This window comes from Mesorhizobium sp. WSM4817 (assembly GCF_055811135.1).
On record NZ_JBVVQQ010000018.1, the window covers coordinates 107640 to 121673 of the forward strand.

Consider the following 14034-nt stretch of genomic DNA (forward strand, 5'->3'; position numbering starts at 1 on the left):
AAACGCGCAAACGCCGTCGTCCGCCTGTTGCCCAGGGCATTCTATCGCTTCAGGACATCGACACCGGGAAGCGGCTTGCCCTCCATCCATTCCAGGAAGGCGCCGCCGGCAGTCGAGACATAAGTGAAGTCCTCGGCGACGCCGGCATGGTTGAGGGCGGCCACCGTGTCGCCGCCACCTGCCACCGAGATCAATTTGCCGGCCTTGGTGCGGGCCGCGGCGTGCCTGGCCGCCGCCACCGTCGCCCGGTCGAACGGCTTGATCTCGAACGCGCCGAGCGGGCCGTTCCAGACCAGCGTCGCGGCGCGGTCGATCCAGTCGGCAACGGTCTTCACGGTGTTTTCGCCGACATCGAGGATCATGGCGTCGGCCGGCACCTCTGCTATGGCGACGGTTTCGCTGGCGGCGCCCGCCTTGAATTCCCTGGCGACGACACCGTCGACCGGCAGGATGACGGCGCAGCCGGCTTCGGCCGCCTCGATCATGATCTGCTTGGCGGTGCTGGCGAGATCATGCTCGCACAGCGATTTTCCGACGGCGGTGCCGCGCGCGGCGAGGAAGGTGTTGGCCATGCCGCCGCCGATGACCAGCGCGTCGACCTTCTTCACCAGGTTCATCAGGAGGTCGATCTTGCTCGAGACCTTGGCGCCGCCGACGATGGCTACGACAGGGCGGACGGGATTGCCGAGGCCCTTTTCCAGCGCGTCGAGTTCGGCTTGCATGGTACGGCCGGCGAAGGCCGGCAGCAGGTGCGCAAGCCCTTCCGTCGACGAATGGGCGCGGTGGGCGGCGGAAAAGGCGTCGTTGACGAAGATGTCGCCATTGGCGGCGAGCTTTTCGGTGAAGGCCGGGTCGTTCTTCTCCTCGGCCTTGTAGAAGCGGGTGTTTTCGAGCAGCAGCACGTCGCCGTTGTTCATGGCGGCGACGGCGCTCGCGGCCTTGTCGCCGATGCAATCGGCCGCGAAGCCGACAGGGCGGCCAAGCACCTCCGCGGCCGCCCTGGCGATCGGCTCAAGCGAGAATTCGGGCGAAGGTCCATCCTTGGGCCGGCCGAAATGGGCAAGCAGGATGACCTTGGCGCCCTTGCCGGAAAGCTCGGCGATGGTCGGCGCGATGCGCTCGATGCGGGTGGCGTCGGTGACCTTGCCGTCGGCGACGGGAACGTTGAGGTCGACGCGCACCAGCACACGCTTGCCGTCGATATTGCCGATGTCGTCCAGTGTCTTAAAGCCGGCCATGCTGTTCCCTTTCGCGAAAAATCGCGGGGACCTTACCCCGCATCAACGACGATGCAAGACCTGCGTGGGAGTTCACGGAAAATATGATCCGCGCCTCGGGTCGCAAGCAGTCAGCCCTCGCCGGTTGTTTTTTCCATCACTGGCTGTGGAGCCGGTTCCGCGTCGTCCGGCGCCTCGGCATCCTGCTTTTTGGTCCGCTTGCGCCAATTGCGAACAAAGCCAACGATGCGGTCGGCGATCTCGCCGGCACTCAGGAACACTGGCACCCGCGCCACCGGCGCGGTCGGCTCCAGGGAAAGACCGAGACCGGTGATCCTGCCCTTGTCGTCGACGTCGCGGACGATCAGCTCGATCGGACCAATCAGCACGCGGTCGGCATATTCGGCATGGCCGCCGAGCCGCGCCGTCACCAGGTCGCCGACGGTCAGCTTGCGTTCCTCCTCGGTCAGGCCTGGCGCGTAAGCGGCTTCCAGTTCCGCGGCGGAGCGCGCCGGATCGACGGCGAAGGCGCCGAAGAAGTCGGCATCCTCGGGATCGACCACGGCGCGGCTGGCGAACAGCTTGTCGAGCAGGGCCGGATAGCGATCCGGCACGAAGATGTAGACATGGTCGCCGGCGGCGAGCCTGCCCATGTCCTGGAAGCGCATCGAGCGGCCGTCGCGCAGCACCAGCGACGGCCGCGCCCAGCGCGGAATGCGCTCGCCGCGCGCCACCGGGCTGCCTGGTGCCACGCGGTAGGCGAGCAGCTCGTGATGGGCGGAGCCAGGCAGTTCGAGCTCGACCTTGTCCAACGGACCCAGGCGGGCGGGCACGATCAGGCCGAGGCGGCGCGCCAGCGGTCCGACGGTCCATCCCTGGATGACCAGCGATACCAGCACCACGATGAAGGCGGTGTTGAAGATGAAGCGGCCATTCTCAAGACCGCCAAGCAGCGGCGTGATGGCGAGCAGGATCGACACGGCGCCACGCAGACCCACCCATGAGACGAAGGCGACTTCCGGGCGCGGCAGACGAAACGGCATCAGGCAAAGCCAGACGGCGATCGGCCGCGCCACGAATATCAGGAACAGGCCCAGCAGCACCGCCGGCAGCAGGATCGCCGGAAATTGCGAGGGCGTCGCGAACAGGCCGAGGATCAGGAACATGATGATCTGCGCCAGCCACGACATGCCGTCCTGGAAGCGCTTGAGGATGGTGACGGCGCGGATGTCGGAATTGCCGGCAATGAGGCCGGCGAGATAGACCGCCAGAAAGCCGGACCCGCCAATGGCGCCGGCGGCGGCGAACACCATCAGCGACAGCGTCAGCACGAAGATCGGCAGCAGCCCGTGGTCGAGATTGAGCCGGTCGACGAGGCGAACGATGGCGAGGCCGCCGAAAATGCCGACGATGGCGCCAAGCCCCATGTTGATAAGGAAGCCGAGGACGAGGTCGGTAACCAGCACCCTGGCCTCGGGGCTGGCGTTGGCGGCGATGATCTCGACCAGGCTTATGGTCAGGAAGATGGCGATCGGGTCGTTGGTGCCGGATTCCACCTCGAGCGTGGAACGCACGCGTTCGCGCAAATTGATCTCGCCGGCGCGCAGCAGGAAGAACACCGCTGCGGCGTCGGTCGAGGCGACAGCGGCGCCGAGCAAGAAGGATTCCAGCCAGCTGAGATCGAGCAGATAGTGGGCGACGGCGCCGAACAGGCCGGTGGTCAGAAGGACGCCGACGGTCGCCAGCGACAGCGCCGGTCCGGCCGCCTGCCGCAGGGCGTTGAGCGGTGTGCCGAAACCGGAATCGAACAGGATGACCGCCAGCGCCAGTGAGCCGGCAAAATAAGCCAGCCGCGCGTTGTCGAACTGGATGCCGAGGCCGTCGGTTCCCGTGGCCAGGCCAATGCAGAGAAACAGCAGCAACAGAGGGGCGCCGAAGCGGAAGGCGATCAGGCTCGAAAACGCGGCGGCGACGACGAGCGCGGCGCCGACCAGCGTCATGAGATAGATCGCATGCTCCATCCGCCAATTGCCCCTCGAATTCGTGTCCCTCTCGCTTTACGGGAGAGTGAGGCGAAGACATGACCGGTGCAAGGCGTGAGGGTGGTTTTTTGCCCTATGCCGCTGATTTTCGAGTGTTTTGGCGCTCAAGGCGCGGGTCTTGCCAGACAAACCCTTAGAGCGTCGTTGCGCATTCAAAAGGGCGCTGGGCGCTCTCATAAAAACGCCCGGACAGGCCGGGCGTTTTCATGTCGCGAGAGGATGGTTCCGCGATCAGGCGATGGTCTTGCCGAAGGCGACGGCGGTGTCGGCCATGCGGTTGGAAAAACCCCATTCATTGTCGTACCAGGACAGCACCGAAACGAAGTTGCCGTCCATGACCTTGGTCTGGTCGAGCGCCATGATCGAGGAATGCGGATCGTGGTTGAAGTCGATCGACACGTTCGGGTGACTGGTGACGGCGAGAACGCCCTTCAACTTGCCGTTGGAGGCGGCGATCACCGCCTCGTTGATTTCCTGCACCGTGGTCGAACGCTTGGCGATGAACTTGAAGTCGACAACCGAGACGTTCGGGGTCGGCACGCGAATGGAGATCCCATCGAGCTTGCCCTTGAGATCGGGCAGCACCAGGCCGATCGCCTTGGCCGCACCGGTCGAGGTCGGGATCTGCGACAGCGCCGCGGCGCGGGCGCGGTAGAGATCCTTGTGCATGGTGTCCAATGTCGGCTGGTCACCGGTGTAGGAGTGGATCGTCGTCATCATGCCCTTCTCGATGCCGACGGCCTCATGCAGCACGGCTGCCAGCGGTGCCAAGCAGTTGGTGGTGCAGGAGGCATTCGAGATGACAATGTGGTCCGTGGTCAGCTTGTCATGGTTGATGCCATAGACGACGGTGAGGTCGGCGCCCTCGGCCGGCGCCGAGACGAGGACCCGCTTGGCGCCGGCGGTCAGATGTGCGGCGGCCTTGTCGCGGGCGGTGAAGATGCCGGTGCATTCGAGCGCAACATCGATGCCGAGTTCCTTCCACGGCAGCTGCGTCGGGTCCTTGATCGCGGTTACCTTGAATTTTTCGCTGCCGACGGTGATCTGGTCACCGTCGACCGTCACTTCATGCGGGAAGCGGCCATGCACGCTGTCGTAGCGCAGCAGATGCGCATTGGTCTCGACCGGGCCGAGGTCGTTGACGGCGACGACATCGATGTCCCTGCGGCCGGATTCGTGGATGGCGCGCAGGATGTTGCGGCCGATGCGGCCGAATCCGTTGATGGCAACTCTGACGGTCATTTTTCTCTCCCTGGGAGTTGGAGGCCGAAGATCAAGTCCGCAGCTTCATAACGGCGGGCTGGCAAAGAATCCAGCCGTCGATGGGTTGGATTTAAGTCCATTAGGTCGCGGCTGCCGGCGAAACCGCCATGTGCGACTTCGCCGGAGACCAGCACATTCACTCGCCGTGCAGGCGGGCTTCCGCCGCCTTCACCGTCGCTTCGGCGGTGATGCCGAAATGCGGATAGAGTTGCTCGATCGTGCCAGAGGCGCCGAAGCCGGTCATGCCGATGAAGATGCCGTCGGTGCCGATGAAATGATCCCAGCCCTGGCGGATGCCGGCTTCGATGGCGATCTTGACCGGCGCGTTGCCGATCGTCTTGTTGCGATAGTCGGCGCTCTGCTTGTCGAACAATTCGAAGCAGGGCACAGAGACGACGCGGGTCGGATGGCCGTGCTTCTCCAATGCCTCGCGCGCCGCCAACGCAATCTCGACCTCGGAACCCGAAGCGAAGATCGTCACCGCGGCGTCGCCACTGGCGGCGGCCAGCTCATAGGCGCCCTGGCGACAAAGATTTTCCGCAACGAAGTCGTTGCGCACCGCCGGCAGGTTCTGCCGGGTCAGCGCCAGCGTCGAAGGCGTCTTTTCCTGCTCGATGGCCAGCTGCCAGCACTCGGCGGTCTCGACCGCGTCGGCCGGGCGGAAGACATTGTGGTTCGGGATGGCGCGCAATGCGGCCAGATGCTCGACCGGCTGATGGGTCGGGCCGTCTTCGCCGAGACCGATGGAATCGTGGGTCATGACGAAGATCGAGCGGATGCCCATCAGCGAGGCGAGCCGCATCGACGGACGGGCATAGTCGGAAAAGCACATGAACGTGCCGCCATAGGCGATGAGGCCGCCATGCAGCGTCAGTCCGTTGAGCGCGGCGGCCATGCCGTGCTCGCGGATGCCGTAGTGAACGTAGCGCTGGCCGTAGTCGTCTGAGGTGATGTTCTTGGTCTGGCTGGTCTTGGTGTTGTTGGAGCCGGTCAGGTCGGCCGAGCCGCCGATGGTTTCCGGCACGGCGCCGTTGATGACTTCGAGCGCCATTTCCGACGATTTTCGGGTGGCGACCTTCGGTTTGTCCGTGGCGAGCTTCTTCTTGTAGTCGGTGATGACGGCGTCAAAATTCGCCGGCAGCGTGCCACTGATGCGGCGCTCGAATTCGCTGCGCAACTGGGCGTCGGCCCTGGCAAGGCGGCCTTCCCAGTCGGCGCGTGCCTTGACGCCGGTCTTGCCGGCGTCGCGCCAGGCATCGAGGATATCGGCAGGAACTTCGAAGGGCGGATAATCCCAGCCGAAGAATTTTCTCGCGCCGGCGATTTCCTCGGCGCCGAGCGGCGAGCCGTGCGCCTTGTTGGTGCCGGCCTTGGTCGGCGCGCCGAAGCCGATCGTCGTCTTGCAGGCGATCATCGTCGGTTTGTCGGAATGGCGCGCCGCCTCGATGGCATAGGCGATCGCTTCCGGATCCTGGCCGTCGATGTGGCTGGCATTCCAGCCGGACGCCTGGAAGCGGGCGACCTGATCGGTGTTGTCGGCCAGCGAAACCGGGCCGTCGATCGAGATGTTGTTGTTGTCCCAAAAGACGATCAGCTTGTTCAGCTTGAGATGTCCGGCAAGCGCGATGGCTTCCTGGGAAACGCCCTCCATCAGGCAGCCGTCACCGGCCAGCACATAGGTGTAGTGGTCGACGAGGTCGTTGCCGAAGGCGGCATTCATGATGCGCTCGCCGAGCGCGAAACCGACCGAATTGGCAAGGCCCTGGCCGAGCGGGCCGGTCGTCGTCTCGATGCCGGCGGCATGGCCATATTCGGGATGGCCTGCCGTCCTCGACCCCACCTGGCGGAAATGCTTGATCTGGTCGAGGGTGATGTCGTCGTAGCCGGTCAGATAAAGCAGCGAATAAAGCAGCATCGAACCGTGGCCGGCCGACAGGATGAAACGGTCGCGATCGGGCCAATGCGGGTTCTTCGCATCGTATTTCAGGAAACGCGTGAACACCACCGTGGCGATGTCGGCGCAGCCCATGGGCAGGCCGGGGTGGCCGGACTGGGCCTTCTCGACGGCGTCCATGGAAAGAAAACGGATCGCATTGGCCATCCGGTCATGTTGTTCACGCGAGGTCATGCTTCCTCCAGTGTCGGGGTTCGGGGCCTTGGGAGAGCCCTGGAAAGGGGTGCGCGACACATAGCAGGCGCGGCTTTTTAGTCAACAAACCGGCGCGAATTTGCCAATCTTGTTGGTCAGTAAACCGGCGCTTTTGCCGGTCTTGCGATGGCGCCAGGAGGGCTTTGGTGGCCTAAATTAGCGTTAGCAGGGGACAGTCGCGAGAGCTTTATTGACGTTGGCTTCACACGGCGCGTAATGTTTCAGACATAACGCGTTCTGAACGTGGATGATTCGGTGATGGGCAGGGCGCAGGACGAAAGCCATGACCGGGGAAACGACACTCAAGGAAGTCATCGCCAGGCTGGGTAAGGCCATCGAGGGGCTGGAAAACGCCGTCGCGGCCAAGCTCGAGCACGAGCGCGACTATACGGAAGCCGAGGCGGAGGTGCAGCGCATGAACGCCGACCGCTCGCGGCTGGCGCAGGAACTCGACAATTCCGAAGCGCGCGCCGAACGGCTGGAAGACGCCAACAAGGAAGTGTCGCGTCGGCTGGTGACCGCCATGGAAACCATCCGCGCCGTGTTGGATAGATAGGGGCTGGCCCAATGGCACAAGTCACGGTTTCCATCGATGGCAAGCAGTATCGCATGGCTTGCGACGAAGGCCAGGAAGAGCATCTGATCGACCTTGCCGAGCGCTTCGACCGCTATGTCTCGCATCTGAAAGACTCATTCGGCGAAATCGGCGACCAACGGCTGACCGTGATGGCCGGCATCATGGTCATGGACGAGCTTTCGGAACTGCAAAAACGCGTCAAGGGCATGGAAAGCGAAGTGCTGACGCTGCGCAAGACGCGTGACGATGCGCTGACCAAGGCCGACAAGAACGATTCCGTGCTGACCCAAGCGCTTGGCGCGCTCGCCCAGCGCATGGAAGATCTGGCCACGACGCTGGCGGTGAACAAGGCCTAGATTTCCACTACTGTCGCGCCCAACGCCCTATTGCGCCGGCATCAATGGGCGGGAAATGCTGCTGTTTACGACAAAAGGCGAAAAAGTTGTCGTCGCCGGCCCCGGTACCGGTGCAACAGGCGTATGAAGGATGACGCCGCAGTGGTAAAAAGGCGGAAGCAGGGCCGGTGGATGGTCCATGCCGGCTGCAATCACAGGGTAGGGACGCATCATGAGCCTTCGTATCAACGACACCGCGCCGGATTTCACGGCCGAAACCACGCAAGGGACGATCAACTTCCACGAATGGATCGGTGACGGCTGGGCGGTGCTTTTCAGCCATCCGAAGAATTTCACGCCGGTCTGCACGACCGAGCTCGGCACGATGGCCGGGCTGGAAGGCGAGTTCAAGAAGCGCAACGTCAAGATCATCGGCATTTCCGTTGATCCGGTCGAAAGCCATGGCAAATGGCAGGATGATATCAAAAAGGCGACCGGCCAATCGGTGAACTACCCGCTGATCGGCGACAAGGACCTCAAGGTCGCCAAGCTTTACGAGATGCTGCCGGCGGGCGCCGGCGAAACCTCGGAAGGCCGCACGCCCGCCGACAACGCTACGGTGCGTTCAGTTTATGTCATCGGCCCCGACAAGAAGATCAAGCTGGTTCTCACCTATCCGATGACGACCGGCCGTAACTTCGATGAGATCCTGCGTGCGATCGATTCCATACAGTTGACCGCCAAGCACCAGGTGGCGACGCCGGCGAACTGGAAGCAGGGCGAGGACGTCATCATCACCGCCGCTGTTTCCAACGAGGATGCGGTCAAGCGTTTCGGCGCCTTCGAGACGATCCTGCCGTATCTCCGGAAGACCAAGCAGCCCTCCGCCTGAGAAGGCGGCACGGAAGGATTTTCGGCTTTTTTGCCTCGGCGAAGCATGCGGTGCTTGACGGCGTGGCGCTGGCGAATGACCATGCTCTTCTTTTACCCCGGCAGGGAAAACCATTCCTGCCGGGTGAGAGTTGAGGGAGCCGGGATTGGACGCGACATCGGCCAGGCTGCAGGTGGCAGGCTTTTACGACAAGCCGAGCGGGTCCATCCAGTATGTCGTTGCCGACCCGCAGACGCGACGATGCGCAATTATTGATCCGGTCCTGGATTTCGACGAGAAGTCCGGCGCCACTGCCACGAAAAATGCCGACGCCCTGCTCGACTTCATCAGAGATCAACGGCTGGTTGTCGAATGGATCCTCGACACCCACCCGCATGCCGACCATTTCTCGGCGGCACACTATCTCAGCACAAAGACAGGAGCGCCGACGGCGATCGGCGAGAAGGTCGTCGACGTCCAGAAACTGTGGAAGGCAATCTACAACTGGCCGGGGTTTCCTGCCGACGGATCCCAGTGGAACAGGCTGTTTGCCGACGGCGAGACCTTTTCGGTCGGCGGCGTTCCGGCAAAGGTGCTTTTTTCGCCGGGCCACACGCTGGCCTCGATCACCTATGTGATCGGCGACGCCGCTTTCATCCATGATACGCTGTTCATGCCGGACAGCGGCACGGCGAGAGCGGACTTTCCCGGCGGCAGTGCCGCGCAACTCTGGCGCTCGATCCAAAATATCCTCGCGCTGCCGGACGAGACACGTCTGTTCGTCGGTCATGACTACCAGGCGGAGGGGCGCGAGCCCTTGTGGGAGAGCACGGTCGCGGAACAAAAATCCAAGAACACCCATGTTGCCGCTTGCAGGACCGAGGCCGATTTCGTTGCGTTGCGCGAGGCGCGCGACAGGACGCTGCCGATGCCGAGGCTGATCCTGCACGCGCTGCAGGTCAACATGAATGGCGGGCGCCTGCCGGAACCGGAATCCAACGGCCGCCGCTATTTGAAATTTCCGTTGGATTGCCTTTGAGGGGCGCGGTCCAACTTTTGCAATCTCGGCGCTGCCCCTCATCGCCCTGCCGGGCACTTCTCCCCGTATAGTGACGGGGAGAAGGACGCTTTGGCTGACGCTGCCTCTTCTCCCCGTCACTATACGGGGAGAAGGTGGCGGCAGCCGGATGAGGGGCAGCGCAGACGCCAGCTATTCTAGCTTCAGGGTTTTGTTCGGCGGACTAAATGTTCATACGTGATTTGCCAAGGGTCGCTCTCGGAAGATCTTTCCTCGCCGATCCAATGGAAGCTGTTGGCAGTGATCTCGGTGAAACGCCATCGAGTTTTCAGACCTCGCGAATCAATGCCGAGTTGGACAATGTCCTTACCCTCGGCCCGCCCGATCTGGCGCGAGTGATCTCGGTTGAGCGGGTCATTCCATATGACGTGCCAGCCATCGATCCCAGGATCGAAGATGCGCAAAGTCGTGCCATACATCGTGGATGGCGCAGGGCGCTTGGGCCTGATCCAGACGTCCTGAATCGCGCGGCCTTCGAGCACCCAGCCAAAATGGCATTCTCCATCCCATTTCTGGATTGTGCCGTCATCGCGGTAGTGGACCGTGTCCATTTCCCAGCTTCCAATTAGCCATCCATACAGGTTCATGTCTTTCGCTCGGTCGGCTGAGGGACCTGCGGACCCGAGAGCGGTGAGAAACGGAGAAATCGTCATCGTCATACTGCCTTTGGTTTCCAAATAGGCGAGCTCAACTGCCCAGCGCAGGCTCCGGACGGCCCATTGTCGCGCCCGCTTGCCGCAAACGCCACCTTGTGAAATTTCACGACGGAAGCCGGTGTCGACGCCGGAACATTGCCGCCACAATTTGCAGCGTTGCGGTTTCCAGGGCTTGGGGAAAATTGCTATATTGCCGCTATGAGCCAGCCAGGCTGATCACACCGAAGGTTGAGCTGACGACGGATCGGGCGTTCGCAAAGGCGCGGCGGAACCGGCAATCCAGCTAGACTATGACACCAAGGGACAGTTCCCCCGCAGTCAGTGGACCATAAAAAAGGCGACGCCAGTTACCTGACGCCGCCGCTATTTGTTTTTGCCGGAGTTTTACGCCGCCGGCTGCGCCTCGATGGTGCGCAGCGCCTGCATCTGGCGCTTGGCTGCGGCCTTGACCGCGTCCTGCACCTTCTCGAAGGCGCGCACCTCGATCTGGCGCACGCGCTCGCGGCTGATGTCGAACTCGGCCGACAGCTCTTCCAGCGTCAGCGGCTCCTCGGCCAGGCGGCGCGCCTCGAAGATGCGCCGCTCGCGCTCGTTGAGCACGGCAAGAGCGCCGGACAGCATGCCGCGCCGGTTTTCCAGTTCGTCCTGCTCGATCAGCGCCTCTTCCTGGCTTTCGTGGTCATCGACCAGCCAGTCCTGCCACTCACCGGACTCGCCTTCGCTCGCCCGGATCGGCGCGTTGAGCGAGGCGTCGCCCGACAGGCGGCGGTTCATCGACACCACTTCCGCTTCCGACACGTTGAGGCGGGTGGCGATCTCGGCGATCTGCTCGGGCTTCAAGTCGCCGTCGTCGAGCGCCTGGATCTTGCCCTTCACCTTGCGCAGGTTGAAGAACAGGCGCTTCTGGTTGGCGGTGGTGCCCATCTTGACCAGGCTCCACGAGCGCAGAATGTATTCCTGGATCGAGGCCTTGATCCACCACATGGCGTAGGTGGCGAGCCGGAAGCCGCGCTCCGGTTCGAATTTCTTGACGGCCTGCATCAGGCCGACATTGCCTTCCGAGATCACTTCGCCGATCGGCAGGCCGTAGCCGCGATAGCCCATGGCGATCTTGGCGACGAGCCGAAGGTGGCTGGTGACGAGCTTGTGCGCAGCCGTGGTGTCCTCGTGCTCAGCGTAACGCTTGGCGAGCATGTACTCTTCCTGCGGCTGAAGCATCGGAAAGCGACGGATTTCTTCCAGGTAGCGGCTGAGGCCGCCTTCGCCGGAAACGATACTGGGTAGTGACTGGGCCATGATAGCGCCCCTCTCTCTTGGAGTGGTGCCCCCTAACGCGGCGGGCATATGTCACGAACGCCAAAAGGCTCGTTCGCGACAGCGGATGTATACAGGAACAAAACCAGAAAGGATAGCATTTGGTTCAACACGAAACAGTGTGTCACGCCAAAGTGAACAACGCGGGTCAGGTTTTTGCCGATCTGGTTTTGAATGGATGAAGCCGGTTCAGAGTCTGCGGAAGCCGTCCACGAGTTCCTCCATGTCGCTCGGTAGCGGCGCCTCGAACCTCATCGGTAAATGGGTAGTCGGATGCCGAAATTCAAGCAGGCGGGCATGCAATGCCTGTCGCGGAAAGGCCTTCACCTGGCCTTTCAGCGGCTCGGGCAGCCGGTTCGCCTTGGTGCGAAAGGCCTGGCCGTAATCGGGATCGCCGACGACCGGATGGCCGATATGAGCCATGTGGACGCGGATCTGATGGGTGCGGCCGGTCTCGAGCCGGCATTCGACCAGGCTCGCCGTGGCAAACTCCTTTTGCTGCTCGCCAAAGCGCTCGACCACCGTGAAATGGGTGACGGCGTGGCGGGCATCGTCGCGGCCCTCCGGCACCACGGCACGGCGCACGCGGTCGGCAGCGCGACCGAGTGGCTCGTCGACCGTGCCTGTCGGTCTCATCGGAATGCCCCAGACCAGCGCCAGATAGGCGCGTTTGAGATCGCCGGTCAGGCCATGGTCGGCAAAGGCCTCCGACAATGATTTGTGGGCGCGGTCGGTCTTGGCCACGACCATGACGCCGCTGGTCTCCTTGTCCAGTCGGTGGACGATGCCCGGCCGCCGCACGCCGCCGATGCCGGAAAGACTGTCGCCGCAATGGTGGATCAGCGCGTTGACCAGCGTGCCGGTCCAGTTGCCGGCGCCGGGATGGACGACCAGCCCCGGCGGCTTGTCGATGACGATCAATTCATTGTCTTCATATAGGACGTCGAGCGGGATGTTCTCGCCTTGCGGCTCCGCCGGCTCCGGCTCCGGCATGTCGACCGATACGCGGTCACCGGCTGCCATCTTGCGTTTGGTCTCATTGACCGGCTGGCCGCCGACCTTGACGGCGCCCTGTCTGATCAGCATCTGCACCCGGCTGCGCGACATGTCCGGGCCGAGCTTGCCCGCCAGCCATTGGTCGAGCCGCTGGCCGGCCGCATCGGGGCCTGCTTCCAGCACGACTGATCCCCCGTCTGGCGATCCCCCATTTGGCGATCCGCCCGTCAATCCATCCTCTATCAATATCGGGGTCTCTTCGTTATGAGCGCTCATCGAAAATCGTTCCGGAATGGTTTGCCATGGCTGCTGCCGATGAAGACGAGGAAAAGCCGCTCGACCCCGAAGTCGAAAAGGTGCGCAAGAAGCTCGTCCGCTTCGTCGCTATCAATCTCGGCTTGCTGTTCCTCGCCCTTATGGTGGTGATTGCAGCCCTTGTCTACAAAACGCGCAGCGCGCCACCGGCAGACCCGTCCCTTGCCGGCGACATCCACGTGCCATCAGGCGAGCCGCTGACCGGCGACATCGTGCTGCCGGTCGGCGCCAAGGTCATCAGCCAGTCGCTTTCCGGCGACCGCGTCTCCATCGATGCGGAGCTTGCCGACGGCAGCCGCGCCATTTTTGTCTACGACATCACTGAGCGCCGCGTCATCGGCCGCTTTTCGATCCGCAACAAATGATTGGTTTCGCCGAAAATCGCCGCGTCGCCACCGTCGCGCTTGTCGTCGCAAATTACGATGAGGCGATCGCCTGGTATGTCGACAAGCTGGGCTTTTTGCTCACCGAGGACGTCGATCTCGGCGGCGGCAAGCGCTGGGTCACGGTGGCGCCGGCGAACGGACAAGGCGCGCGACTGCTGCTGGCCGAAGCGTCGGACGATATGCAAGCAAGCCGCATCGGCAACCAGACCGGCGGCCGCGTCTTTCTGTTCCTCGAGACCGACGATTTTGTCCGCGACCACGCGGCAATGCTCGCAAAGGGCGTTGAATTCCGTGAGGCGCCCCGCGTTGAGCCCTATGGCACTGTGGCGGTTTTCGCCGATCTCCATGGAAATCTCTGGGACTTGATCGAGCCAAAACGATAGGTCTGCAACGGATATTTCCCCGACATCATTGCTGCCAGAAGCCCAGTTGCTTTTTCCCGGCCGTCAGCCTATATCGCCGGTTCTTGAACGCGCCCATCGTCTAGCGGTCAGGACACCGCCCTCTCACGGCGGGAACAGGGGTTCGATTCCCCTTGGGCGTACCAAGGATTTCAACGACTTAATGATAATTCGAGATCTGCGGTCCCGATAAGTGACCCGAAATGCACCGCTGCCGCAGGCTATTGATGTGCCTAGTCCGGCCCAGACGAGCCCAATGTTTGGTGCAGGAGTCGAAGGCGGATCCTCGCCCCATTGCCGGGGGGTGCAAAATCCTCTCACATCAATCCGGCTGTGGATGGGGAGGCGGAGGCGTGCGAACCGCTAAGGCCTCCATGCAGCTCTCCATCAATGCAGCGTCGAAAACTCAGTGCGTCTGCATGAGCGTCGAACTC

At 62.7% G+C, this 14034-nt stretch carries 13 protein-coding genes and 1 tRNA gene; 7 read left to right on the forward strand and 7 right to left on the reverse strand.

Annotation, left to right across the window (positions count from 1 at the left end; translation table 11 throughout):
* Positions 1-41: 41 nt before the first annotated feature.
* From AC0L2K_RS23205 to tkt, 4 genes are all read right to left on the reverse strand, one after another.
* Positions 42-1238 carry a phosphoglycerate kinase gene (locus tag AC0L2K_RS23205; RefSeq protein WP_473532418.1) on the reverse strand — a complete coding sequence of 399 codons (1197 nt, stop codon included), beginning with the start codon at positions 1236-1238 and terminating at the stop codon, positions 42-44.
* A gap of 110 nt (positions 1239-1348) precedes the next feature.
* Positions 1349-3238, reverse strand: a complete 1890-nt coding sequence (locus tag AC0L2K_RS23210; protein WP_473532419.1) for a potassium/proton antiporter — start codon at positions 3236-3238, stop codon at positions 1349-1351.
* A gap of 252 nt (positions 3239-3490) precedes the next feature.
* Positions 3491-4501: a type I glyceraldehyde-3-phosphate dehydrogenase gene (gene gap / locus AC0L2K_RS23215; RefSeq protein ID WP_473532420.1), complete on the reverse strand. Its 1011-nt coding sequence runs from the start codon at positions 4499-4501 to the stop codon at positions 3491-3493.
* Between the two features lie 157 nt (positions 4502-4658).
* On the reverse strand, positions 4659-6650 hold the full coding sequence (gene tkt / locus AC0L2K_RS23220; protein ID WP_473532421.1) for a transketolase: 1992 nt from the start codon (positions 6648-6650) through the stop codon (positions 4659-4661).
* A 304-nt stretch (positions 6651-6954) separates the two neighbouring features.
* On the opposite strand from tkt, the gene AC0L2K_RS23225 reads away from it, so the two are divergent.
* The 4 genes from AC0L2K_RS23225 to AC0L2K_RS23240 all read left to right on the forward strand — a co-directional run bounded on the left by AC0L2K_RS23225 (position 6955) and on the right by AC0L2K_RS23240 (position 9493).
* Positions 6955-7227: a DUF4164 domain-containing protein gene (locus tag AC0L2K_RS23225; RefSeq protein WP_023797069.1), complete on the forward strand. Its 273-nt coding sequence runs from the start codon at positions 6955-6957 to the stop codon at positions 7225-7227.
* An 11-nt stretch (positions 7228-7238) separates the two neighbouring features.
* Entirely contained in the window at positions 7239-7604 is a 366-nt protein-coding gene (locus AC0L2K_RS23230) for a cell division protein ZapA (RefSeq protein WP_023797070.1), read from the forward strand.
* A gap of 211 nt (positions 7605-7815) precedes the next feature.
* Complete coding sequence (locus tag AC0L2K_RS23235) at positions 7816-8475, forward strand: peroxiredoxin (protein WP_077380501.1); 660 nt, start codon at positions 7816-7818, stop codon at positions 8473-8475.
* A 145-nt stretch (positions 8476-8620) separates the two neighbouring features.
* The gene (locus AC0L2K_RS23240; RefSeq protein WP_473512202.1) at positions 8621-9493 is read left to right on the forward strand and encodes an MBL fold metallo-hydrolase; all 873 of its coding nucleotides are present in this window, start codon (positions 8621-8623) and stop codon (positions 9491-9493) included.
* Positions 9494-9675: 182 nt separating this feature from the next.
* Here the strand turns inward: AC0L2K_RS23240 and AC0L2K_RS23245 are convergent, their stop codons facing one another.
* The 3 genes from AC0L2K_RS23245 to AC0L2K_RS23255 form a co-directional block, all read right to left on the reverse strand.
* Positions 9676-10083 carry a hypothetical protein gene (locus tag AC0L2K_RS23245; RefSeq protein WP_473532422.1) on the reverse strand — a complete coding sequence of 136 codons (408 nt, stop codon included), beginning with the start codon at positions 10081-10083 and terminating at the stop codon, positions 9676-9678.
* 489 nt (positions 10084-10572) lie between these two features.
* On the reverse strand, positions 10573-11484 hold the full coding sequence (gene rpoH / locus AC0L2K_RS23250; RefSeq protein ID WP_023797074.1) for an RNA polymerase sigma factor RpoH: 912 nt from the start codon (positions 11482-11484) through the stop codon (positions 10573-10575).
* 207 nt (positions 11485-11691) lie between these two features.
* Positions 11692-12774: an RluA family pseudouridine synthase gene (locus tag AC0L2K_RS23255; protein ID WP_473532423.1), complete on the reverse strand. Its 1083-nt coding sequence runs from the start codon at positions 12772-12774 to the stop codon at positions 11692-11694.
* Between the two features lie 26 nt (positions 12775-12800).
* On the opposite strand from AC0L2K_RS23255, the gene AC0L2K_RS23260 reads away from it, so the two are divergent.
* From AC0L2K_RS23260 to AC0L2K_RS23270, 3 genes are all read left to right on the forward strand, one after another.
* Entirely contained in the window at positions 12801-13178 is a 378-nt protein-coding gene (locus AC0L2K_RS23260; protein WP_473532424.1) for a fimbrial protein, read from the forward strand.
* On the forward strand, positions 13175-13582 hold the full coding sequence (locus tag AC0L2K_RS23265; RefSeq protein WP_473532425.1) for a VOC family protein: 408 nt from the start codon (positions 13175-13177) through the stop codon (positions 13580-13582). Before AC0L2K_RS23260 ends, AC0L2K_RS23265 begins: the two co-directional genes overlap by 4 nt.
* Positions 13583-13671: 89 nt before the next feature.
* Positions 13672-13746: transfer RNA gene (locus AC0L2K_RS23270), tRNA-Glu, on the forward strand.
* Positions 13747-14034 lie beyond the last annotated feature (288 nt).

Bases quoted from the DNA above. Each gene is read 5' to 3' on its own strand.
- AC0L2K_RS23205 (WP_473532418.1), bottom strand. From the start codon at position 1,238: ATGGCCGGCTTTAAGACACTGGACGACATCGGCAATATCGACGGCAAG.
- AC0L2K_RS23210 (WP_473532419.1), bottom strand. From the start codon at position 3,238: ATGGAGCATGCGATCTATCTCATGACGCTGGTCGGCGCCGCGCTCGTC.
- gap (WP_473532420.1), bottom strand. From the start codon at position 4,501: ATGACCGTCAGAGTTGCCATCAACGGATTCGGCCGCATCGGCCGCAAC.
- tkt (WP_473532421.1), bottom strand. From the start codon at position 6,650: ATGACCTCGCGTGAACAACATGACCGGATGGCCAATGCGATCCGTTTT.
- AC0L2K_RS23225 (WP_023797069.1), top strand. From the start codon at position 6,955: ATGACCGGGGAAACGACACTCAAGGAAGTCATCGCCAGGCTGGGTAAG.
- AC0L2K_RS23230 (WP_023797070.1), top strand. From the start codon at position 7,239: ATGGCACAAGTCACGGTTTCCATCGATGGCAAGCAGTATCGCATGGCT.
- AC0L2K_RS23235 (WP_077380501.1), top strand. From the start codon at position 7,816: ATGAGCCTTCGTATCAACGACACCGCGCCGGATTTCACGGCCGAAACC.
- AC0L2K_RS23245 (WP_473532422.1), bottom strand. From the start codon at position 10,083: ATGGACACGGTCCACTACCGCGATGACGGCACAATCCAGAAATGGGAT.
- rpoH (WP_023797074.1), bottom strand. From the start codon at position 11,484: ATGGCCCAGTCACTACCCAGTATCGTTTCCGGCGAAGGCGGCCTCAGC.
- AC0L2K_RS23255 (WP_473532423.1), bottom strand. From the start codon at position 12,774: ATGAGCGCTCATAACGAAGAGACCCCGATATTGATAGAGGATGGATTG.
- AC0L2K_RS23260 (WP_473532424.1), top strand. From the start codon at position 12,801: ATGGCTGCTGCCGATGAAGACGAGGAAAAGCCGCTCGACCCCGAAGTC.
- AC0L2K_RS23265 (WP_473532425.1), top strand. From the start codon at position 13,175: ATGATTGGTTTCGCCGAAAATCGCCGCGTCGCCACCGTCGCGCTTGTC.